The organism is Rhizobium binae, from assembly GCF_017357225.1.
GTDB classification, from domain to species: domain Bacteria; phylum Pseudomonadota; class Alphaproteobacteria; order Rhizobiales; family Rhizobiaceae; genus Rhizobium; species Rhizobium binae.
In genome coordinates this window covers 2,123,542-2,144,677 of record NZ_CP071604.1, presented here as the reverse complement: position 1 = coordinate 2,144,677, position 21,136 = coordinate 2,123,542, and the positions used below count along the sequence as shown (strand labels likewise).

The following is a 21,136-nucleotide window of genomic DNA, read 5'->3' as shown; positions in this document are numbered from 1 at the left end:
CCGCACCAGTTTAGGCGGCGCCGGCGGCACAACCAGTCTATCGGACCTTGTTAATGCGCTGCACGCCGGGAGCGCCAAGCACAGGCACATCAGCGCTAGGATCTTCATCAGCCTCACGCTCGAGCTCCTTAATATTCAATTCCAGGGATTCGTTTTCGGCTTGCATCTGAGCAATGCGCTCCGCCTCGCGGGCCTTGGCCGCGTTGTTCGCTGCGGCTTGCCGTTCGGTCTCGGCGATGGCTGCGTCGGCTGCGGCCGCATGTTCCGCAGCAATGACGCCCTTGTAGTGCGCCTCGGCGCGGGCGTAGCCGCGGTGGTCGATGTGGGCATAAGCGGCCAACAGCAGCGCGAGCGCGGCCAGCGCGCCGGCGAGGCGGCGGCCGATGGGACTCAAGAAGAACGCGATCATGCTGCGACACCCTGCAGGCAGAGCGCCCGTTCGGCGACGCGGCGTTTCGTCAGGCCGGGGATCTTGCGGCCCTTCGCCTTGTCCCACATGAGGAAGGCGTCGCAGGCGCCGCGGATGTCTCCGGCATTCAGCTTGCGCGCCACGGTCGAGCCGCAGAAGCCGCCGGGGCCGATATTATAGGTCAGCGACACGCCGGCGATGTATGTCTGGATCGGCAGAGCGTCTGGCACCTTGAGGCAACCACGCATGCCGGCCTCGTGCTCGACTAGGCTGTCGATCAGCAGGTTATCGCAATCGGCCTTGGAGAACTTCATGCCGGGCTTTATGCCCTTCGTCTCGCCGTAACAGGCGGTCCAGATGCCGACCACATCGCGGTAGGCGTAGAGCTTCAGCCCCTCGAACCCGCCGACTGTCTGCACCGCAAGCGCACCTGCGAGCGTAATGGCGGCGAGACCGCCGCCCGTTTTTCTAAGCCTTGTCGCCATCTGCAGGCTCCTTTTCAGGCTGGATGAGGTGGCGCGCAATCCATGCGCCGACGAGGAGCGCAAGCGTCAGCCACCACGGCAGGTAATCGGAGACGACCGGCACGAGGTTCAGGATTATGTCGGCTAGGGCCGCCAACTCGATGAGGCGCAGCGACCAGGCGCTCTTGGTGGTTGCGGCCGCATCGGGAATGAGCACGCGCGCGAAAGCGTCACGCGCGCCTGAGAAAAGCGTGCGAAGCAATGGTGGGCTCCGGTTTTTGTGGAAAGAAAAGGCGCGCGAATGAGAGGCTCGATCAAACTCTCGCACCGTGAATGTCTGCTGCGTCTGATCAGTTTCTACCGCAGCAGAATCATGCAATATCGCTTCACAACCTGGGAGGGGTGAATGAAGCGGACGATTCTATTAGTTGGGGTTGGAGTTCTGTCGGGCTGTGTGAGCGCCGAGCAATTGGACAAGATATACGGGTCGCAGATGCCGCCAACAGCCGCCGAACGAGCCGCCGCAATTACTTATATCAAGAGCACCTTCTACGACCCGTATTCCATCCGGGACGCTAGCATTTCCAATGCAGTCACGCTCCTAGATACCGGCTATAGGTCAATTTGCGTCCGATTTAATGCAAAAAACCGAATGGGCGGATACGTCGGAATGACGTCGACGTCGCTTCGTTTTCGGGGCGCGAGCGTCGTCAGTTCACTGCAGGACGCGCCGGGATGCAACACCGACCGACTACAGTATTCGGCTTTTCCAGAGCTTGAGAATCTCTGACCGCAAAATGGACTGTGCTATGATGATGAACCGTCACGAGCGTATGACGTGACAAGCCTGCATACGGAGCATTGTCATGCCAAGCCTCGCACAAATGAACGGCTCGCTTTACATCCATCGATTTTACATTGAAAAGCTGAGGACCAATCAGGAGCGGCTTTTCGCCAGCGATCCTGAATTGGCGCAGCTTCTCGACAACGTGGCTGCCATTCTTTCAGAGCATGCCGCGGAGTTGGCTGAGGATATCGCCGACCGGGAAGACGACGATAGCTGAAGAGGCGGGCCGAACCCGCCCTGCCAAAACCCCAATAGCGCCCACCGCCAGTCAGGTAGGATGTTTCCAGGCACGAAAAAGGCCGCTCAGCAGCGGCCCATACGCTTGTTTGTATTATTCGATCACGATTTCTCGGTGACCGCAGAAAGGTTATGAACAGCAAAACTTTTAGAAAGCCGCCTGCGGACTGACGCCTGTGCGGGCAGTTCGATGTATCTGTAACTTGCCCACGATACCGCGAGCGTCAGGGCGGTTAACCCGACGCCAGTAGAGACTGGATAGTTGCTTGGCATAAATCCGACGCGCGTTAGAAGCCAGCCGACAATCTCAATCAGCATGTAGTGCCAGATGTACAGCGAGTACGAGATAACGCCCACCCACGCTAACGCTTTGACAGCCAGGGACGAACGGAAACCACGAAGCCAAACCATTGCCGAAAAAACCCCAAAACCCCAGACCGACGAGATCAGGTAGGCTTTCGCGCCGAGAAGCCCCAAAGCGATCCCGATCACCGCGCAGGCCACCGCGCAAACCCACGTCGGAGCCAGACGGTAATGCGCCAGCCACATGCCGAGCACGAAGAGCGGCATCAGGTTGAGGAATTTGAAATACGGCGAGGCAACGAACTGGCAGAGGATGAAGGACGAAGCCGCGATGATGATGAAAGCAGGAAAGAAGCTGCGAAGCGCGAAGAGAGCCGGCGCCGCCACGTAGAAGATCATCTCAAAGGTAAGCGTCCAAAGCACCGGGTTTAGCGCCCTGCTGACATCCGGAATAAGCGCCTGAGTGAACGTGATGTGCCGGACCATGTCATAGAAGCCTACTTCTACAGGATAGCCCGAGACATGCCGGAAGATCAAAGCAGCAAAGCCAAGGGCCACATAGTAGAGGGGCATGATCCTTGCGGCCCGGTGTATGGCGTAGGTTCTAAGTCCATGGGGGCGATCGAGCAGCCTGCCCGCCGAAGCCCAGATCAAATATCCAGACAAAACGAAAAACACGCAGACCCCGATCGCCCCCACGTAGCCTGAGTAATGCGCGATCGGTTTTATCCTGATCAGATTGTACGCATCAGCGTGAGACAGAAAGACCAGAAGGCCCGCGATGCCTCGGAGTGCGTCGATAACGGCTGTTTCTTTTCCGAGGTTATAGCGCTGGATCATGATCAGGCCCTAACATAAGCCTGGGACCTGTTCAACTTCCGCGAGTTCGCAGTGAGCGGGGCGCCTTTGTTGCGCCCCTCCTTTTCGTCAATTGTTCGGCATCGCCCTCGTCACGGACAGCTGGACGTTCGACGCGTTCAGCGCCCCGCCTGAGTTCTGATACACACTGAGCTTGAAGCTGCCGGTGACGTCGCTGATGTAGACCATGCCGCTGACGCGAACCGTTGTGTCATTGACGGCGCTGCCCGGCTGGCTATCGGCGATGCGCGGCTGATTGACGCCGCCGAAACTGACGATAGCACTGCGCAACCCGGTGCCGTTTTGCGCGAATGTCGCCTGGCCCTCAACACGGTACCAGCCTGCTTCTTGGACAAAAATCGCATCCGTGTTCGACGACGTGCTATGCATCGCCGAGCCGTCGAAGTCCTCGGCGTTGAACGACACGATCGTCGATGTGTTGTTCGGTATCGAGATCGCGGCGCTGTTATAGGCACGACAGGCCGGATACGGGAACAGCGCAACATGCTGACCGCCGGCTGCATAGCCGCCAGATTTGCAGTTGATGACTTCGTTCAACGGCGCGCCGCCGAAGGTCGTTTCGCACCTGAATCCGTGGTATTGCGTCTTAACGGTCTGGTTGTCGTAGGCAACGCAGCCAACCATCCGATATCCGCGCGGGAAGTCTTGATAGGACGGCGCTGCACCGGGTGTGATCAGAAAGCCAGCCGGTTGGGACGTGCCGCGGCCGGTGTTGCCATAGCCGGTGTCCCAAGCGCCGCAACTGGTGAAGGTCACATGCCGCGGCAAGCTGTCTGGCACTGGCGTATCAGGATCAACATCGACAGTCGGTCCCGAGCCAACGAATCCGGCAGATCCCGCGCGGTGAACGTTGCAGCCAATCACCTCGCCGAAGCGATTGTAGTTCGCCAGCTTGATTCCCCAGGTTTCGACATCTCGAACCGTCACGCCCATCAGGGCAAAATTAACATTGCCCTTCGAACCGGTGAGATCGATGCCGACGTCACCATCATAGAGATCGCCGCCAACAATACGGAAAAACGAGCAACCCAACCCGATCGGCATCATGCGGCCGAACGCTCTGCGGAACGTGCCGCCGACAATGCCACCTATATGATGGATCTTCGGCTCGATAACAGAGAAATCCGAGCAGCTGCTAAGCCACAAACCCTGAGCCTGGTCATCAGAAGGTAGGGATGCCGACACGTAAAGGATGTCGTGCACATGCGGTCTAACGATCTGGAAATCTGTCGCACTGCTGACCACGATGCCGGTGCCGATATCCGACCCGAACACTTCGACGTCTTCGAGATAATGGCCCGAGCCGCCGCTGATGGAGATGCCGGCCGCATTATTAAGAGAGCCGCCGGTCCCATCACCGTTGCGATCGACCTTGACGCGTTTCAGCGTGATGTTGCTGACTGAAGTCGAGCCGATTGTTACGACACTGGTGGTGGCATGCGGCGCCAGCTGCTTCGCGGAGATGTCCTCGAGCCAAGTGCCGGCCGCGAGCGTGATCTTGCCATTTATGCCGTAGATGTGCTCGGGGTCGCCTTTGACACGATGCGCCGTTGCTATAGCCGCAGTGAAGGCGGCCAGGACGTTGGTCGTGCTGTTAACGTAACCGGCCTGAATGAACTGCTCGACGTTCACATAACCGTTGAACGGCAGCGCATAAAGCTTCACCCCGCCGGCCGTGATGATGTGGTAATCGCTCGCGCCGGAAGCGGCGACGATATAGCTCCATCCCTTCGACGAGACCTGCACGACGGTTGAGCCTGCGACAACCGGGAACGAGCCAGAATAACTCAAAACGGTGTCTGCGGTCAGATCGCCAAAAGCCTTGAAGACGATAGGGATATTGGTGATCGACGCAGCGGCCGCAACCGCCGTTGCCGCGGCGCTCGTGGCGGTCGATGCTGAGGAGGCAGCCGACGCAGCCGCTGCTTCAGCCGCAGCCACGATCGCGGCCGAGACCTGGTCACTGACCAGCCGGAATTCGGTGCCGGAAATGACGCCTAGCACTCGCATGTTGGCCGTCAGGCCGCCGGCCGAGATGTCATTCCCGCTGTTGCTCTTGACGGTGAGCGTCGAGCCACCATTGAACGAGACCGTTACCGGCGATCCGGTGTTGGCCTCGAAGATGTTCATAACGATTAGCGCCGATTCGGAGACCGGTATTGTACTCGTTGCCTGGATCGCATTCGGCGTGCCGGCCCCAGCATCCACAGCGGTGATGAAGCTGTACGGAAGGTCCGCAACCCGCGTCCAGGATCCGGTTCCTGACGCGCCGCTCTTCCGGTATATGCCATTGTAGGCGACAGTCGTGTCACCGATTACCCACGCCATCGAGTTTGCGGCATGAGCCAGGTCGGCGAATAGGGCTGCGCGGGTGGTGAAGACAGACCCGCTATTCGCGCCGATGGCCGATATGAATGATTCCAGCCACAGGCCCCAGGAGCGGATCTCCAATTTGTCTGGATTGTGATTGCCGGAAGACGGCACGCCGTCGGTTACGTAGTCGCGCCATGCGATGGCTGCTGTAGGTGCGGGCATATGCACTCCAGATATTAGGTAACGGTGAATGAGCCGGTTGCTTGCGGAGTCGCAGCAATGCCAGATGCATTGATGGCTTCAATGAAGCCGTATTTGATTCCAGCCGTTAGGCCTGTGACGACACGGCTATCCGCCGAGCTCGGCGGCCCATACTCTGTCGCGATGAGCGTTGAGCCAGAGAAGCTGTTGACGGTGTTGGTATAGATCCGTGCTGCCGCATAGTTCGCACTGTTGGGCGCCGTCCAATTGAATGTGGCTTGCCCAGATCCGCCTGTAGCTGAAGCGCCAGTGACGACGCCAGGCGGCGTCGAGTCCGCCGTTGCGGTTCGTATCTCGTAGGCAGTCCAGCCCGAGCTCGCACCACCAGCCCAACTGCGGAGACGGAATTTATATTGCGTGCCATCGGCTAGATAGCCCGATCTAACCTGCGTCTCGCCGGCGGTGGAGATGACCGACTGAGGTCCAGTTGAGCCGGATGTCTTTTCCCACTCGAGTTCGTATGTCAGTGAAGAGGCGGCGAAATCCCACGTAGCCAATGCATAAGCCGCAGAGGATCCGCCAGAAACGACCTCTGTCTGGATGACAACGTCGAAGTTGACTGGCACCGGGGCGCTGCTCGGCGGAATGATGACGATTGATGCCCCAGGCTCACCCTCTTCGGTTGCTGCATTGAAATCATACAGCCCAGAAGGGACAACAATCCCACTGAACGTGACTGTCATGTCTTTGAGGGAGATGTTGACCTTGGATGTGATTTCGATGACTGCATCGGAAAGCTTCGGAGAATACTGGACGCGAATGAACCGATGATAGGCGACGTCATTGTCTGGATCGTAGTGGGCCGTGATGCTCACGCGAGCGCCGTTGCGGCGGATATAGGCCAGCTTTTGTAGGCGCTGAATGTGGTTGTGCGATTGAACCGCCACGTTGTCGACGGTCAGCGTCCGCTCGGTGTCCTCTCCGATATACGGATTGCCATAGATGGCCGCGTCGTTAGTGTTGTAGAGGTCACTCGGATCGGTGAAGCGCCCACGAACCGCCAAAACGGTAGTGGCTGGATCGACATTCGCATTTAGGCCGAACGATATGATTTCGTTTCTTGTGAGCGTAATTGTCGGCTCAACATATTCGCCAGCATGAACACCGATAAGGCCATCAGCGCGCTCATAGACAACGAGCTCGGCGGCCTGATCCAGCGTGCGACCAACCTCGATCGGGTCGCTGTTCGCCCTGAACCACATTCCGCCGTCGTAACGGTTTTCCGTGCCGCCGCTTCGATTGGTGACGTTTTGGCCGCAGACATTGGCCGCGTTTATCCAGTCAGGCAGGTACATGTCGCTCAATGACAGCTTCCCGCCGTATGGGCTGGTTAGGTGCCAAAGCCGCATGATCGCCAAATTATTGGTAAAGGCTGTCGTGCCGGTGCGTGGATCGTAGAGCGGCATCCCATCAATAACCGCCGAATGCTCCGGCATCTGATTTGGATAAATCTTCAGATAGTCCTTCGACGGTGCCGTGAAGCAATGCATTTCGACTGATGCAAGGCCATCACCGCGATGATTGTTCGACCATATCGTTGGGAATGCGCCGACAACCGAAGAGTATGCAGTCTCGCCGGACTGTCCAATCCTAGATTCTATGTGGATGTAGGCATTGCCGTCATCATTGAAGTGCGCTGGCGACACGACAGTGCCGGAGCCGTCAATGGTTACCTCTTCGTCGTGAAGATAGTGCTTAACGTAACCTTGGATCCGATGGCCTGCGTGGACGATGATGTGGTATGCGACGCCATTCTTTTCTTCAAGAAAGACGTAGTCGCCGGCTTTCTTAACGCGGCCGAGCACGATCGGCAGCGAAGGCACGGACTGCTTTAGATTGTATGTTCCGTCCTCTGGCTTCGGAACCGAAGGCTTTGGCATAAGCGCCCTGGATACAAACCCGAGACCAGCCGCCAAGCCGCCATAAAGGAGCGCTGCCGTGCCGAGATAGAGTGCGTTTGCCGCTGCAACCGTCGTTGCCGCTGACGATACGATCAGCGGAATAAGCTCAAGACCAGTCATGGAAATTCCTAAATGGACCAGATGGCCAGAGGGCGCGCGGCCATGCTCCCAATGCGATTGGTGAAGCGCACCAGCCAGCGGCGGCCGTCGAAGATTGCGCCAAACTGCCGATCGAAATTGGTATGCGACCCGATGACGCCCACGGCGCCACACACAGGGACCATCAGACGCCGCGCATTGATGCGCTCAGCCGCCTTCTCCATCAGCGGCACGCAACCGCCGGCCGCCCTGACAATGGCCAGATATTCAGCCTCGCTGGCGAATGCGCCGCGCCACTTCTCGACGGGGTCGCGATGGCCAAGCCAGATCGCCCATGCAGCCGGAAAGAGCATGCAATTCAACGTCGCCGCATCCCAGGCTTTCAGCTCTTGCGCGGCCAGGAAGGAGGCAAGCGCCTGCTCTACCACTGCGGCCACCTGATCGTCCGATCCTTCAAGCCAGGGATGCGTTCGCAGAATTTGTCGTCCGCGGCTGAAGGATTTAAAATCTTCGCTCGAGCGCGCTGGTCGACGTCTGACAAGACGGCGCCGTTGGTCACCGAGCGCAGCGTAAAGCGGTTGGCGATATCCACCTGAATCGTGGAGTTGATGCCGGTATTGCTGGCGCTATCGACGAAATTCAAATTGGCTATGGTGCCAGTGAATTTAACAATGGGTGAGCCGGTCGGCTGATCGTAGTTGTCGCACTTCTGCAGGAGAATCCGAAACTTCGATCCGACGATGGTGCCGGCCTGATAGTCGGCCCAGATCGCGTTGCTCTCCGCCTCTCTGATGCCAGAAAGCACCAGCGACAGTGTGAATGCCTCAGCGTTGATTGCCGCCTCTATCTGCGCCAGAGCGTCCTCTGTTAGGGTGCAAGCGCGATAGACTTCGCCGTCGGCGCCGATGAGCGGACCGCCTGACCCATCCCAAAAACGAAGAGTGCCAGATGGAAGCTCCACCTGGCACAAAACACGAAGACTGGCCAAACCGGCCTCCAATTAATGACGCCGGCCTAAACCAGCGAATTCCAGTAATCTGTCGCCTCGACGAAGCTGACATTCGGCCGTGTGGCCTTGTTGATGGCGTCCTGCGAGATGTCCATGCCGCGATCTTCAGCGAGATGGCAGAGGCAGGTCGGGCGATCGAAATTCAAATCGGCGCCATCAGGAATGAGCTCGCGCACGCTCGGCGATATCGACACCGTCCATGTGTCGCCATCGATTTCGGTGACCGGGCCGGTTTCATAGAGCGCGTTGTTGAAGGAGAAGCGCACGCCAACCAAATCGGCCTGGGCTTTGATAATGCGGAGCTTGATTGACGTGGCCGCCAGAGGCGTGACGCCGACGGACACGACCGAAATGGCATTCTGCTCGTATTCAGTGTCATCGCCGAACGTCGTGTCATCGCCGTGCGTTGTCTCGGTCGTCGGCTCAAATTTGCCGGACGCATAAGGCGCAGAGAGCGACGATGGAACGCGCACCGCAATCAGGCCGGAGCGGCCGCCAAGCTTCTGCCTGATGGCCTGCCATGTTCGCCACTGGTCGCGATAGCGGTTCTGAACAACGACACCGGTGTAATCGATGGCCCAATAGCCCAGATCTGTGCGGATAACCGGCTCGACGCCACCCAGGGATTTGCCGCCGCTTCTCGTGAAAGCGACGACATTGGCCTGCACCTGTTGCGGCGTGAGCAAGCAGGTCGGCCATTCGACGACGTCAACCATTTCTGTAATCCCCGCCAGCGCTGTCGTTTTGGTATTTCGCCATGGTCGGAACCACCTGCTGGTTAGCGGCGCTCAGGATGCGCGGGCTTGCCGCGGTCACTGTGTCTTGGCTGACGCTCTTCACGTAGGCCCGCAGGCCGCCGGTGTCGTCAACGGATACGCCGACCTGGATCTGCGTCTTGCCGCCTTGCTTACCGCCAGATGCGGCGCCGCGAATGACTGGCATGGCTGGAGCGCCGACGAGGCCGCCGCTTGCGTAACCCTGAAGCCTGCGCAGGTTTTTGACGCCGATCCGCTTGGTGGTCTCCGCATCGAGGACGTATTCGCCCTTGTGGACTATGCCGGCAGGCTCATTCTTGCCGCCCGGGCCGGTATAGCCGCCATCGGCAAAGCCAAGAAGAGAGCCAAGTCCAGCCAATAGCCCGCCGCCACCGCCTCCGCCGCCAAAGATGGCGTTCAGGCCGATGTCGATGACCTTGTCGAGCACCTTATTCAGGGCATTAGAAAGCGCCTCAGCAGCGGAAGATCCGTTGCGAAGGTCAGATATGAAGCCGCTGGTGATGTCCTTGGCGGTGTCCTTGAAGTCGGCCGCCGCGTATTTTACCCGATCCTGGGATTCCTGAAGCCTTTCGGCCGCAACGCTGGCATTCGCGTAACCGGTTGCCAGCTGGTCGATCGACGCCTTAAGCTCCGGCGTGATCGTCATGCCTGCTTTTTGCGCTGCAGTCAGAAGGTCGCTCTGAGCGCGCGCCTTTTCGATTGCAAAGCCATAGTCCTCGACAAGAGGGTTAACACCAGCTTGAGCTGTCGTTTCCGCTTGAATTGCGGCTGTACGCTCCTTGATCTGTTCGATCTCGCGCTGATACTCATTCTCGCCGCTGCCACCGTCCTTCTTTCGACCGCCACCGCCACCACCCTTTGAACTTGCGGGTGGCTTGAAGTCATTGGTGGAGATGGGTTTGACGGCCACCGGCTTCGGGGGCCCAAACTTCTCAGGCGGTTTGGGTGGACCGAACTGCTCTCCAGTTCCCGCCGCAGCGGGAGCCGCAGGCGCAGGAGCGGTAAGGCTTTCCACGGAGACCGTGGCGGGAAGATTAGCGGCTGCCGCACGGATATTTGCAAGCGCCTGCTGCACTTCGCCTAGGCGAGCAAGCGCCTCAGTATTATCGAAACCGAGTGACGTGTTTAGCGCGATGCGGTCCTGAAGTGTTGCCACCTCTTTCTCGAGGCTCGCCGTCTCATCTTTGGCCTCGGATGCATCGAGATTGATGACATTGCCGTTGCCATCAGTGACGCCAAGCGCTTCATTCAGCGACGCAAAAAAGTCAGAGTTTCCGAGGCTACCAAGGAAGTCCTCGAACTCCGCCTTGGCCGATCGAATTTTTTCGATCAGCCCAGAAACGTCGAAGTCGTTTATTGCGCCCGCGGCGGTGTTTATGCCACCGGCGAAACTCTCACTTGCGCCGGTCGACTCGTTGAATTCTTTGGCGACATCAGTCAGGGCCGTCACAAGATTCGTCGTGGCCTGATCAATCGTAAAGACGGAGCCGGCGACCTTTTCTTGAAGTATCGGTGCGCCGGCCTCAAAAGCGCGGAAGAACGCCTCTGACGAAACTTTGCCGTCGACGATGAGCGACTTCAGCTTGGAGACGGATCCACCGGCCTCCAGCAGACCGGCTGCAACGGCCTGCGCGATCGTGGGCGCGCCTTCCAAAATGGAATTGAATTCCTCGGCGTGGACAGTACCGGAGCCCAACGCCTGGCCAAGCTGCAAAAGCGCACCGCTCGCAGATTGTGAATCAGTTCCCGCAACTCGCAGCGCTAGAGCCACGTTGTTGGTGAAGCCGAGAAGTTCCTCGCTGCTGACGCCTAGTTCCCTTTGAGCTTGCGCAGCTTTGCCGTAAAGCGTGGCCAGCGTCTCAATCGGAGCGCCATTGGCCAGCGCCGCCTTATTGAGACGCTGGTATACCTTCTCGAGCTCCTCGCCCGATAGTCCGGCCACCTTTAACGAGTTGCTGATGCGGGTGGCAGCGTCAGAAAGCTGTGCCGCTTCCCTAACGACAGAACTCGCCAGGAAGGCTGCGCCAATTTGCGCGCCTGTCCTGATGAATGAGGCGGCGACAGCTTTATTGGATGTTTCTGCGCTTTTTTGTATGGCAGCAAACCGCTTTACGGTCACGCCCTGCGCTCGATTTAGCGCATTCTCATATCCCTTGATGTCAGCGGACAGCTGCACAACGAGGCGCTCAAGATCTTGGGCCATCTTTCTGGCGCTCCGTTATTCCTTAGACTTCAGCCACTCGAACAGATCGTCGGCTTCTTTGTCGGACATCTTGGCGTCTTCGCCACTGTGCGCCTTCACGTAGCCCTCCACGGCCGCCATGAACTGCCACATCGACATCGCGTTCACATCTTGAGGCGTGAAGCCAATGGCCGCGCCTGTGCCGTAGATCGCGCCAAATCGGATCTTGCCGTTTGGAAGGTCATCTATTGATTGGCTTCCGGCATCTGATTTGGCGCCTCGTCCTCCCCCAGCGGCTCATCTTCCGCGCCGATCAGGCCGGCGGAGAGAATGGCAACTGCATATGGATGATTTTCCATTGGCGGGCGCGCTTCGACGTATGTGCGGACCAACTTGAGAGCCTTAACTGGCTCTAGCCCGCCGCCGACCAAACCAAGACGAATGACGTTTGACAGGTCTTCGATTCGCCAGTGGTGGGTGTGCAAGCGGTTCAGCACGACATACGGTCCGGCGTCGGTTTTTTCCTGAAGCTCAGCCAACTCGCCCCAGCCGAGGCGGAAGGTGTAGTCACCGTCCGCCCAGGTCAGGGTAATTTTTGCATCGCGGCTCATTAGGCCACCGTGCGCACGAGCTCGCCGTCGCTCTGCATCTCAACCGACATCGTCACGCGGCCGCCCTGCTCAGTTGAAGGGTTGAGCGAGGAAACGTGCATAAGGCCAGTCCAGGTAATCGTTTTCGCAGGAAACTCGATTTCGATCTTGACCGGAACGGATGCGACGTTTTCCCAGGCATCGAGCCAGGTCTCGACGGACTCGGACGCGAGCACTCCTTCACCGGAAACTGAAGCGGAAAGCGTGCTTGCGTCGCGACCAACCCACGCAACAGCATCAGGATCGTCGCAATCGGGAAGCGTGACGTCGGTCAGGTCCTTGGTGAGCGTGAGGCTCTTGGACGTAAAGCCGCAAGGAGCGGTGTAGACGATAGGCTCAGCATTATTGCCGAGCAGTATGCGGAATTTGCCAAAACGAGCTGTAGAAGGCTGGGCCATAGTAGTCTCCAAGCTGTGGTGATTGGTGGCCGCCGGCTACGGGAGCTCGACGAATGCCGTTACGGTGATGATGGCGCGGTTAGTCGCCCCATCCGACTCCCGCTGGTAACGGGTGATGCGGTGGCTTATTGTCGCCAGCGCATTGGTCGATAGTTCAAATTCGGCCTCATGAAGTGCCGATCGGACGGCACCAGCGATCTTGCTGACCTCGGCGCTGCTGAATGCCTCGCCGCCGCCCCATGACCAGCAATCGATCTGCATGTTGATTTCCATGCCGTCGATGCAGTCTGCTTCGTCCGTCGTTGCATCCCACGGCCCCATAGAAATGTATGGAGAAGGCTTCGCCCCATCGGGCGGGCGGTCAAAGACGTTACCAGCAACAAACGCGGCTAGCGCGGCGTCGGCCTTAAGCCTGCCGATGACAGCCGCCTTGAGTTCGAAAACGGGATCCAAGGGTTAACTCCCAGCCGCCACTTCTCTGGCTGCCTTGTTAATGGCGCGGGTGATACGGCTCTTCACCTTCTTGCGGTTGGCTCGGTAGCTCACGAAGAAAAATGGAGACGCCGCGATGGCTGGAATGGTTGCGCCGGCAAACATTCCGCCCGCCGTATGCGACGCCGTACCAAACTCCACGAACCTGGAATAATACGCTGTCGCGTTGCCGGCATAGATCGTGATTGTCAGATCGCCGCCGACAGACTGCACCTTGCCCAGCGTCAATGCGCCTTTAGGCGCCCTGCCCCATGTCCACGCTATGCTATCGCGTAGATCGCCGCTATCAGTCGGAACGAGCGATCGCATCATGGATACGATCTCGCCGGCGCCTTTCTCCATCGCTTCTCGGATCCGAGCCTTTGCGACGGCCGGCAAGAGATCAAGCTTGCGCTGCAGTTCCTTAAGGCCTCGAACCGTCATGCGTCGGTCTGCCCGCCAGTTGTGGCTAGCATTTCGATATAAGCGTTCTTCTGATCCAGGTTGGTTGGTGGCGAGACAATGGAATAGACCAGGGCCGAGCGTGCGTCTATGGCGCGCCAGGTGGCGTCGAGCTCCCTCGTCTGCGTCGACGAGCGCACGCGGATCGTAAAGGGCTGAACGCCTTGCAGCCGGCTGGCAATTACTGTCTCAGAGCCCATGCGCGGGATGATTTCGGCGGCGTCAGTGAAGACCGTTTCGAATTCGCCGGTGACCGAGTTGCCGAAGCCGTCGTCGCTCTGCCCGCGCTTTTGAAAGTGCAGCTTGGATCGCAGATTTCCTGCAGTCATTTCGCTGGCCTCTCGGTTGGTGTGGCTTTGCTGGCCGATATCGCGGCTGCCGCGCATGCACGCGTGACGTTGTGGACGCAGCCAGCCTTAAACGCGACCGTCACCTGTGGCCGCGGTTTCCAGTCGTAGTCAGCCAGAAACCGCACCCACATTACAGGCTCACATTCGGAAACTGGATATCGACGGCCAGTACGGTGGTCGATTTAGCGAGGCCGAGAAGGCAGACATACTCGCCGGCGCCCACATCGGCGAGCGGGCAAATGCCGCCTGCGGTGTCGCTCAGGTAGTATGCCGTTCCAGCGACGAGGGTCGCGCCAATCGTGATTTCGCCGCTCTTGTGCACGGCGATGGGCTGATTTAGCGATGCGCCATTCAGCGCGATGCCCTTTGCTTGCCGCGCCTCAGCAGTTACCGAGTTGGAGTCGGCCAGCATCCACTTCTTCGTGGTGGAGCTGAGGTAGACGGCCTTGCCGGCCGTGATCGTTTCGCCGGCGACGCCGGTGACTGCGGACGAATCCGCGCCAGCCACGACGTTCGCGGCTACAATTACGAGGTCTGCCATGGGAAAGTCTCCTGCGGCTTACGCGCCGCGTCTATGGTTGCAAAGCAGCGCGTCGAACGCGGTCCAGCCTGGCAGCTCTTCGCTTTCGCGCTGCTCGTAGGCATCGGCGATCCAGAGCAGCATCGCGTGTTTGATGGATGGCGGCAGCGCGGTATAGCCAACGATGGCGGTCAGCGTGATGCGCGACCCGTTGCGCGGGACCGGCCACTGCTTGCCGTAGGCGGGCAAGATCGATGCCTCAAGGCCGTCGAAGCGCATCTCTGTGTCGCCGGCGTCAACGGTCGCATTTGTGCCGTCGGTGGCGATATAGGCGATCATGGTGACCGACTGCACCGGCGCCACCGGCAAGCGATCGAAATCGCAGAAGGCGTCGCATTTCACTTCGATCGTCTGCGTTGCCAGGGGCGTATTGCAGTATCGTTCGACGTAGTCGCGTGCCGCGGTGATGAGGGCGTCGAATAGCGCATCATCATCGTTGTGCAAAACCACGCAATGGCGCTTCGCCTCCGCGACGGAGATTGGCTCACTCGGAGCCAGCGTCACCTTCGGCGGATACCACATTGGCCTTGCCCTTCTTGCGAGCCGGTGCTGCGGCCGGCACTTCGTCAGCTTCTGCCTTCAAGGCAAAGCCTGCATCAACCAGGCGCTCAGCCTCGGCATCTTCGAATTCGCGCTCGTCGCCAGGCGCCAGGTTGAATTCAGGGCCGCACAAGCCGACCGTCATTTTCAAAAGCATGTCGCCTCCTTTAAAGATTGGCGGGCCAGCCTAAGCCAGCCCGCGCGTTTCACTAAGCCTGGATGAGATGTTTGATCGCCGCGGTGTCCGCTAGTTCACCATCGAAGCGGATGAGGCCGGCGATGCCAAGATCCGGCCAGAAGCGTTCACGGAGAACGCCGATCACCGGGGAACCGACCTTTCTGACAAAATACTTGTTGAAGTCACCGAAGAGAACGGTCTTTTGTCCCGTGGCAATATCGGCCATGGAGTCGTTTACGTTCAGCTTGTAGCCGAGCAGCGTAGCCGGTCGGCCCTGGGTGACGTCGCCGGCAGACCAGATATAATCGCCGTCCGAGTTTTTCAGCTTCCTCACCGCCTTGACCGTCAGGTCGTTCATCATGAACGCCGTCTTGGGCGATTTACGATAAGCACGGTTGACGGAATGCTCGAGGTCAATCAGCTCATCGGTCGTAAGCGCCGTAGCCGAAGCGGCGGTCTTGCCGAGTGTCGATGCGGTAACAACACCATTCGGAGCAGACGTGCCGGTGCCGAGCGTGAGCTGGGCGTTCGCAATGCGGCCGAGACGTTCGCCGAGAAGGTCCGCCAGAAGAGCTTCCATGGAGAAGATCGAGTCGGCATCCAGCTCGAACGACCACCGGATGAACTCCGTGTCGAAGACGTATGCGTCGAGCGACTTTTGCCCGAAGGTAACATCTTCGGATCCGTCATCGGTCAGCGCGGCGCCTTCGGTGTGGGCACCGGCCGACTTTGCAGTGTCGTTGACCGTCGGCACCTTCATCGGGTTGCCGGCCGAGGACTCGATCACACGCGCGACATCACCGTCGTACATCGGGCCCCACGCCAGCATGCTCCGAACGATCTCGTTGGCAAGCTCTGTTGGAACCGTGAAACCACCTGCAGTCGTCGAGCCCGCAGTCTGAGCACGCTGCTCGAACTTGGCGACGCCCTGCTTCAGTACGGCGCGCTCTTCGGGGCTCAGATCATCGAGACCACCGCAGACGACCTTTGCGAAGACATGGCGATAGCTCAGCTCATTCCCGGTCTCGGAGCCAGACGCGCGCTCTTCGGACCCAGCGCCCGGGCGCTTCTTGGCGCGCTCTTCTTCCTGGCGGGCAGCGAAGCGGGCTTCGATCGCGGCCTGGTCTTCTTCGCGCTTGATGTTGCGCTCGACGCGGTCGAACTCGGCCATGATGGTGTCGTGGCGAGCTTCGAGCTCAGCGGCGCGGGCTTCGTCAGTGTTTTTCTTGATTTCTTCCAGGGCGGCGCGGGCTTCCGTGACGAGACGGCCGCGCTTTTCCTGCAGCTCGGTGAGAGTCATGCAAGTCTCCAATGTGGTGGTTTTGGTGGGAAATGGCAGGACGGCGTGTCCGGCCCTCCGGCTGGGCGCCGGGTGACTTCAGCCTTGCGGCCGCTTACGGGTCAGTCCTGCCGGATGCCCCGAATTTTTTGTTCCTGGCGAGCTTCGCGCTCAGCAATGCGCCGACGGGCGGCCGCGGCGTTCCGCGCGCCGCCTTCAGCCCTAGTCGCCGCAAGCGACCGTAGGCCGATTGTGGTGTCATCGTATGCCGGCCAGGCAACGGCCGAGACCTCGAGCAGGTTGACCTTTTCGATCGTCCGCACCGGCACGGCGCCTGTTTCATCCCAAGTTTCCTTGGTGACGCGGAAGCCGAAGCTCATGCCGCTGATGTCTCCGCGCTCGACGAGCACCCACAGGTCATTCCCGTCGGTGGTGTCCGGCACGTCTACTTCTACGAGCAGGCCTTTGCCATCTTCCTGAAGGCGCAGCGTGCCGCTCTTGGTGCGGCCGATCACTCGGCCCATGTCATGGTCGACGAGGGCGCGGATGTCGCCCTTGATGGCATCGGTGAAGGCGCCAGGAGCGATCTTCTCCTGGAAGTAGCCGCCGATGTCGGCCAGCCGCTCAAAAACAGCGGCGTAGCCAACCAAGGTGCGCTTGTCATCCGCAGCACGGTGCTCGACGTCAGCAATGAGGCTGCGCTTTTCAATTTCTGTCGTCATGCGGCCTGCGCCTCATCATCGGAATTGTTGTCATTGGCCGGCGGATCCGTGCCAGGCTTCGGCTGCGAGCCGAGCGGGACCGTGGCGCCCTGGATGTGAAGCTTGTCCGCCTCGCCACCTTTGGCCGGCAGGTTCTCCAGCTTGCGAACCTCATCCGGAGTGCGGATGCCATTCTGGATTGCGACGCCGTAACCATCCATGCGGCTCTTGAAGTCGCCACGAAGTATTCCGTCGAGCACATGCTCCACGTAACGTCCACCGCCGTTGCGGCCGAAGAACTTCAAGTTGATCTCGTCCTCAAGCGCCTTAGCCCATTGGCCGATCAAGTGCTTGGTGAGGTGCAGATCCTGCTGCTCAACGTTGCTAAACGTGGCCCTGGTTAGATCCTGCAGAAAAACCGGCGGCAATTGGTATGTCCTGGCGATCTCTTCGACCTGGAATCGCCGCGCCTCGATCATCTGCCCCTTGGCAGGATCAAGGCCAACCGCCGTTAGGTCATAACCAGGCGGAATCGGGAAAACAGATTCCCCGGCGCCCTTCGCGGCGTCGACGGCCCGCTTGATGTCGGCCTGCGCGCGCTTGAGCGCTTCCCCGCTGGCCGGCAGCGGACCTTTCAGCGCGAGTGGCGGGACACCGCCGCCGGCGAAGAAATTCGATCCGTAGTCGTTCATGGCGATCGCGAGCTGGATCGCCTTGGATGTCTGCGCGATCGGGCCATAGTGCCTCAATCCGCAACTGCGGCGCATGAACGGCACGTCGATGACGTCAGCGGCGTCATAGGTCTTGCCGTCGTACTCGTAGGAGATCTTCAGGCCGACGCGCTTGACCGTCGTTTTCGTCGGATCCATTGGCCAGAGCGAATCCACGCCTAGCGGCGTGCGCTCGATGTAGGCCAGGCCGCGACCGTGGGTGAAAACCTGCTGCCAGAACCACTGCCAAAACGCGAAAGAGCCGATTCCATCGTTCGGCGCGATGTTGACGACCGTTTCCAGCCGCCCGGTTATCCGCGCCGCACCAGCTTTCGTGTCGCGATAGGCATGCCGCGGCAGCGCGGCAAGCGTTCTGGACATGAAGGCGACGGCGGCCCAAACCGCCGGCACCGTGAGGGCGCTGTCGACCGTGACGGCCGGCAGATTGGCCGAATTGATGCCGAAGAACGCCAGAAAATTGTCAGCGCTCACCGGGATCATCGGATTCTCGATTGTTGCCCGCGTTTCCGGCGATTTTTCCGCATTCGGGCGGCTAAACCAGTCTTTTAATGCCATTTATGCCGCCTTGTTGATGGAGAATTCTGGGTCGTCCCATGGGGATGCAACACACGCGATTTCAAGTCCGCCGTCTGCCGCAGCACCGGTCGCCATTGCGAGAGCGACTGCCGCATCGATGCGGACCGAAGCCCGCGTTTTCACAAACCACCTATTTCCGTGCGGGTCCGGTGGATGGTTGAACGTTGCGCCCATCAGGGCACTCATGAGCACTGGGCTACTGCGAAGCCGAATACGCCCATCGATGATAAGATTTTCGAGTTCGGTGACTGAGCCGGGCATCCACAGACCGAGCGGCGTTTTTTCGCCGGCGGCCTTGGCTGCCTCGATCCGTGCCTCAGAGGGCCTGGCCCTCACCTTCCCGCCCTGCGGATGCGGCAGGGTCTCGGCCTCTACGCCCAACACGTCGAGTTCATCTCTGAACTTTGCGAAGGCGTAGTTGTCATAGGCGATCGCCCTGATGTTGTAGGTGCTGTTAATCTCTGCCACCCGAGCGGCGATGACATCGAAGCGGATGCGTGGGCCAGGGGGAGCATTCAAGAACCCGTCACGGACCCATAGATCATAGGGTTGCTTGTCTGCCGCGGTGCGCGCCGCCAAAGTGTCGCCCGGCGTCCAGGCCTCAATCCAGGCGTCGTAGGTCGGCAGAATTACCAAGCTGCTGTCGGATCGAACGACTTCGACCGTTCCAGTAGGCACCACGCACGCCACAACAGCCATGTCCTTGGTGCCGGCGAGGTCGATCCCCAGGTAGGCATCCCTGCCCGCGTGCTCTTCCGGATCGAACGGCGCCATGACCCTCTCGACTGTCGCTCGAGACATCCACGCTTTGTCGGCATCGGTCCAGACGCAAAAATGCAGGCGAAGAACGTTGTTCAGCTTGCCAGGGACCGCCTTAGCCTCGGCAACGACCCCGGCGAGATAATCCTCGGTCAAAATAGTGCCGAGGAGTGGATTCGCCTTCACCCAGCACGATGGATCCGTCATCGGATCATCGTCTTTGTCCAAGCCGCAAATGAATGCGAAGACGCTGTCGCTGCCCTCCCAAGCGTCGCCGACGAAAGTGAAATCGTCGTCGGGCGTTTGGGTGCCGACCACAACTTTTACCGCTCGCTCCCGCTCCTCCCAGCAGACGGAATTCCTGTCGCTACCCGAATTGGTAATCATCAGGAGCAGAGGGTTCTGCCGGAACTTAAAGCCGCGCTGGAGCATCTCCATGATGCTGCGGTCCGGGTGCTCATGCACCTCGTCACACAAGGCGAAATGCGGCCGCGGCCCCGATCCGGTCTTGCCAGCCTCCTTGGAGATCGGCCGAAAGAACGACTGTGACCGGTGGTGGGCGATGTTGAATTCTTTGCCTATGCCGCCGCTGAATTTTAGCCGATCATTCAAAGCTGGCGCCTGCCGGACCATTTTGCACGCATCCTGAAACAGGATGTTTGCCTGATCCTTTTTCGCTGCGGCCGCATAAATCTGCGCGCCAGGCTCATCGTCTGCCATAAGGCCATAGAGACCTATGCCGCCGGCGAAAGGAGACTTGCCGTTGCCTTTGCCTTCCTCGATGTAGACGGTGCGAAAGCGTCTGGTTCCGTCTGCTCTTTTCCAGCCGAAGATCGAGCCCAGCTTAAATGCCTGCGATGGATGCAACTTGAACGGCCTACCATCGAACTGGCCGTCGCTTAGGCGCAGCCGCTCTTCGAAGAACCGGAAGACCCTCGTCGCTGCTGCATCGTCCCAGCGCAAGCCGCGTTCACGGCCGTTGGCCAGATCTGCAAAATGCCTGCGGCAAGCATTTCGAACGTGCGGGCCGGCGATGGTTTGGCCGTCCAGAACGCTCCTGGCGTATTCATTTACGCGCCTTAGCGCCACCCCCTCAGTCGAGCAGGTCGTCTTTTTCCTCACCGGCATCGGGCACCGTTACTTTGGAGGCGTCAGAAGGCGTCGCACCCATCTGCCCCAGCATCTGCCGGAGAAGGTTCATTGCCTGAACGCCGACCTCCTGGCCGGCCATGATGCGCCCTTGAATATTGGCCGCCATGCCAACCAGCATGCGGTGAGACTCCGTTAGCCACGGGATCTCCTTACGGAACAACTCCCAAGCCGACTTAGCCTTGATCGTGTCATTGTCGACGATCCATTTCGGGGGCGGCCCGAGCGGCTCATTGGCGCCCGGCTCCTTGCGCTGTTTGAAGCGGCCACGATTGATTGTGTCTCGCCCCTCGGCTTTGGCTTTGCCGAGAGGACTCCTCGGTCTTGCCATGGGACGAAATCCTTACGAGGGGTCATATTTTGAAATGCAGATGCGTGCGCGATGCGGGGGCGCCGGTTCGCTGGCGGCGGCATTCCGTAAGAATGGAACACCCCTCCCCGTCAGAGGGGCCAGCCGTCCGGCCCGAAGCGCAGTACCGTCTGACCAAGGTCTTCACGCTGCCCTCGCGAGGAGTGACAAGGTTTGCATGTTGAGATGAAGGGGCCGTTGAAGAAGAGCTCAAGGTTTCCCCGATGCGCTTCGCCATGGTGCACCTCCGTCGCTTCGGTAACGACCTCGCGCTCGAGGCACC

The 21,136-nt window shown here is 59.5% G+C and carries 25 protein-coding genes; 2 read left to right on the top strand and 23 right to left on the bottom strand.

What is annotated here, in order from left to right; all coding sequences use genetic code 11:
- Positions 1-37: 37 nt before the first annotated feature.
- Genes J2J99_RS10505 through J2J99_RS10495 form a run of 3 tightly spaced genes read right to left on the bottom strand, consistent with a single transcriptional unit; the run spans position 38 to position 1,135 of the window.
- Entirely contained in the window at positions 38-409 is a 372-nt protein-coding gene (locus J2J99_RS10505; protein WP_168302390.1) for a hypothetical protein, read from the bottom strand.
- Positions 406-894 (bottom strand): lysozyme, encoded by a 489-nt coding sequence (locus J2J99_RS10500; RefSeq protein WP_168302389.1) that lies wholly within the window; start codon positions 892-894, stop codon positions 406-408. The genes J2J99_RS10505 and J2J99_RS10500 overlap by 4 nt, the downstream gene beginning before the upstream one ends.
- Positions 878-1,135, bottom strand: a complete 258-nt coding sequence (locus J2J99_RS10495; protein ID WP_168302388.1) for a hypothetical protein — start codon at positions 1,133-1,135, stop codon at positions 878-880. The genes J2J99_RS10500 and J2J99_RS10495 overlap by 17 nt, the downstream gene beginning before the upstream one ends.
- A gap of 144 nt (positions 1,136-1,279) precedes the next feature.
- Here J2J99_RS10495 and J2J99_RS10490 point away from each other — a divergent pair, with 144 nt between their 5' ends.
- Both J2J99_RS10490 and J2J99_RS10485 read left to right on the top strand, forming a co-directional pair.
- Positions 1,280-1,663, top strand: coding sequence for a hypothetical protein (locus tag J2J99_RS10490; RefSeq protein WP_168302387.1), 384 nt, complete (start codon positions 1,280-1,282; stop codon positions 1,661-1,663).
- Positions 1,664-1,739: 76 nt separating this feature from the next.
- The gene (locus tag J2J99_RS10485; RefSeq protein WP_168302386.1) at positions 1,740-1,937 is read left to right on the top strand and encodes a hypothetical protein; all 198 of its coding nucleotides are present in this window, start codon (positions 1,740-1,742) and stop codon (positions 1,935-1,937) included.
- A 122-nt stretch (positions 1,938-2,059) separates the two neighbouring features.
- On the opposite strand, the gene J2J99_RS10480 is transcribed toward J2J99_RS10485, so the two are convergent.
- The 20 genes from J2J99_RS10480 to J2J99_RS10385 all read right to left on the bottom strand — a co-directional run bounded on the left by J2J99_RS10480 (position 2,060) and on the right by J2J99_RS10385 (position 20,835).
- Positions 2,060-3,100: an acyltransferase family protein gene (locus tag J2J99_RS10480; protein ID WP_168302385.1), complete on the bottom strand. Its 1,041-nt coding sequence runs from the start codon at positions 3,098-3,100 to the stop codon at positions 2,060-2,062.
- An 87-nt stretch (positions 3,101-3,187) separates the two neighbouring features.
- Positions 3,188-5,674 (bottom strand): hypothetical protein, encoded by a 2,487-nt coding sequence (locus J2J99_RS10475; protein ID WP_168302384.1) that lies wholly within the window; start codon positions 5,672-5,674, stop codon positions 3,188-3,190.
- Positions 5,675-5,688: 14 nt separating this feature from the next.
- Positions 5,689-7,734 carry a phage tail protein gene (locus J2J99_RS10470; protein WP_168294718.1) on the bottom strand — a complete coding sequence of 682 codons (2,046 nt, stop codon included), beginning with the start codon at positions 7,732-7,734 and terminating at the stop codon, positions 5,689-5,691.
- An 8-nt stretch (positions 7,735-7,742) separates the two neighbouring features.
- Complete coding sequence (locus J2J99_RS10465; RefSeq protein WP_207600965.1) at positions 7,743-8,150, bottom strand: hypothetical protein; 408 nt, start codon at positions 8,148-8,150, stop codon at positions 7,743-7,745.
- Positions 8,135-8,701 (bottom strand): hypothetical protein, encoded by a 567-nt coding sequence (locus tag J2J99_RS10460; RefSeq protein ID WP_205918621.1) that lies wholly within the window; start codon positions 8,699-8,701, stop codon positions 8,135-8,137. The genes J2J99_RS10465 and J2J99_RS10460 overlap by 16 nt, the downstream gene beginning before the upstream one ends.
- Positions 8,702-8,727: 26 nt before the next feature.
- On the bottom strand, positions 8,728-9,438 hold the full coding sequence (locus J2J99_RS10455; RefSeq protein ID WP_168294720.1) for a hypothetical protein: 711 nt from the start codon (positions 9,436-9,438) through the stop codon (positions 8,728-8,730).
- Positions 9,431-11,701 carry a tape measure protein gene (locus J2J99_RS10450; RefSeq protein ID WP_168294721.1) on the bottom strand — a complete coding sequence of 757 codons (2,271 nt, stop codon included), beginning with the start codon at positions 11,699-11,701 and terminating at the stop codon, positions 9,431-9,433. Before J2J99_RS10450 ends, J2J99_RS10455 begins: the two co-directional genes overlap by 8 nt.
- A gap of 224 nt (positions 11,702-11,925) precedes the next feature.
- A complete protein-coding gene (locus J2J99_RS10445) occupies positions 11,926-12,291 on the bottom strand; it encodes a gene transfer agent family protein (RefSeq protein ID WP_168294722.1) in 366 nt (121 codons plus the stop codon).
- A complete protein-coding gene (locus J2J99_RS10440) occupies positions 12,291-12,728 on the bottom strand; it encodes a phage tail tube protein (RefSeq protein ID WP_168294723.1) in 438 nt (145 codons plus the stop codon). Before J2J99_RS10440 ends, J2J99_RS10445 begins: the two co-directional genes overlap by 1 nt.
- A gap of 36 nt (positions 12,729-12,764) precedes the next feature.
- Complete coding sequence (locus tag J2J99_RS10435; RefSeq protein ID WP_168294724.1) at positions 12,765-13,181, bottom strand: DUF3168 domain-containing protein; 417 nt, start codon at positions 13,179-13,181, stop codon at positions 12,765-12,767.
- Positions 13,182-13,184: 3 nt separating this feature from the next.
- On the bottom strand, positions 13,185-13,643 hold the full coding sequence (locus J2J99_RS10430) for an HK97-gp10 family putative phage morphogenesis protein (RefSeq protein WP_168294725.1): 459 nt from the start codon (positions 13,641-13,643) through the stop codon (positions 13,185-13,187).
- Positions 13,640-14,047 carry a head-tail adaptor protein gene (locus tag J2J99_RS10425; protein ID WP_246735329.1) on the bottom strand — a complete coding sequence of 136 codons (408 nt, stop codon included), beginning with the start codon at positions 14,045-14,047 and terminating at the stop codon, positions 13,640-13,642. The genes J2J99_RS10430 and J2J99_RS10425 overlap by 4 nt, the downstream gene beginning before the upstream one ends.
- Before the next feature lie 94 nt (positions 14,048-14,141).
- Positions 14,142-14,552: a hypothetical protein gene (locus tag J2J99_RS10420; protein ID WP_168294726.1), complete on the bottom strand. Its 411-nt coding sequence runs from the start codon at positions 14,550-14,552 to the stop codon at positions 14,142-14,144.
- A gap of 18 nt (positions 14,553-14,570) precedes the next feature.
- A complete protein-coding gene (locus J2J99_RS10415) occupies positions 14,571-15,095 on the bottom strand; it encodes a head-tail connector protein (RefSeq protein WP_246763154.1) in 525 nt (174 codons plus the stop codon).
- Positions 15,076-15,288 (bottom strand): hypothetical protein, encoded by a 213-nt coding sequence (locus J2J99_RS10410; protein ID WP_168294728.1) that lies wholly within the window; start codon positions 15,286-15,288, stop codon positions 15,076-15,078. The genes J2J99_RS10415 and J2J99_RS10410 overlap by 20 nt, the downstream gene beginning before the upstream one ends.
- Before the next feature lie 52 nt (positions 15,289-15,340).
- A complete protein-coding gene (locus tag J2J99_RS10405; RefSeq protein WP_168294729.1) occupies positions 15,341-16,609 on the bottom strand; it encodes a phage major capsid protein in 1,269 nt (422 codons plus the stop codon).
- Between the two features lie 101 nt (positions 16,610-16,710).
- Positions 16,711-17,310 (bottom strand): HK97 family phage prohead protease, encoded by a 600-nt coding sequence (locus tag J2J99_RS10400; RefSeq protein WP_168294730.1) that lies wholly within the window; start codon positions 17,308-17,310, stop codon positions 16,711-16,713.
- A complete protein-coding gene (locus J2J99_RS10395) occupies positions 17,307-18,575 on the bottom strand; it encodes a phage portal protein (protein ID WP_168294731.1) in 1,269 nt (422 codons plus the stop codon). The genes J2J99_RS10400 and J2J99_RS10395 overlap by 4 nt, the downstream gene beginning before the upstream one ends.
- Entirely contained in the window at positions 18,576-20,483 is a 1,908-nt protein-coding gene (locus tag J2J99_RS10390) for a terminase large subunit (RefSeq protein ID WP_168294732.1), read from the bottom strand.
- Entirely contained in the window at positions 20,449-20,835 is a 387-nt protein-coding gene (locus J2J99_RS10385; RefSeq protein WP_168294733.1) for a hypothetical protein, read from the bottom strand. The genes J2J99_RS10390 and J2J99_RS10385 overlap by 35 nt, the downstream gene beginning before the upstream one ends.
- Positions 20,836-21,136 lie beyond the last annotated feature (301 nt).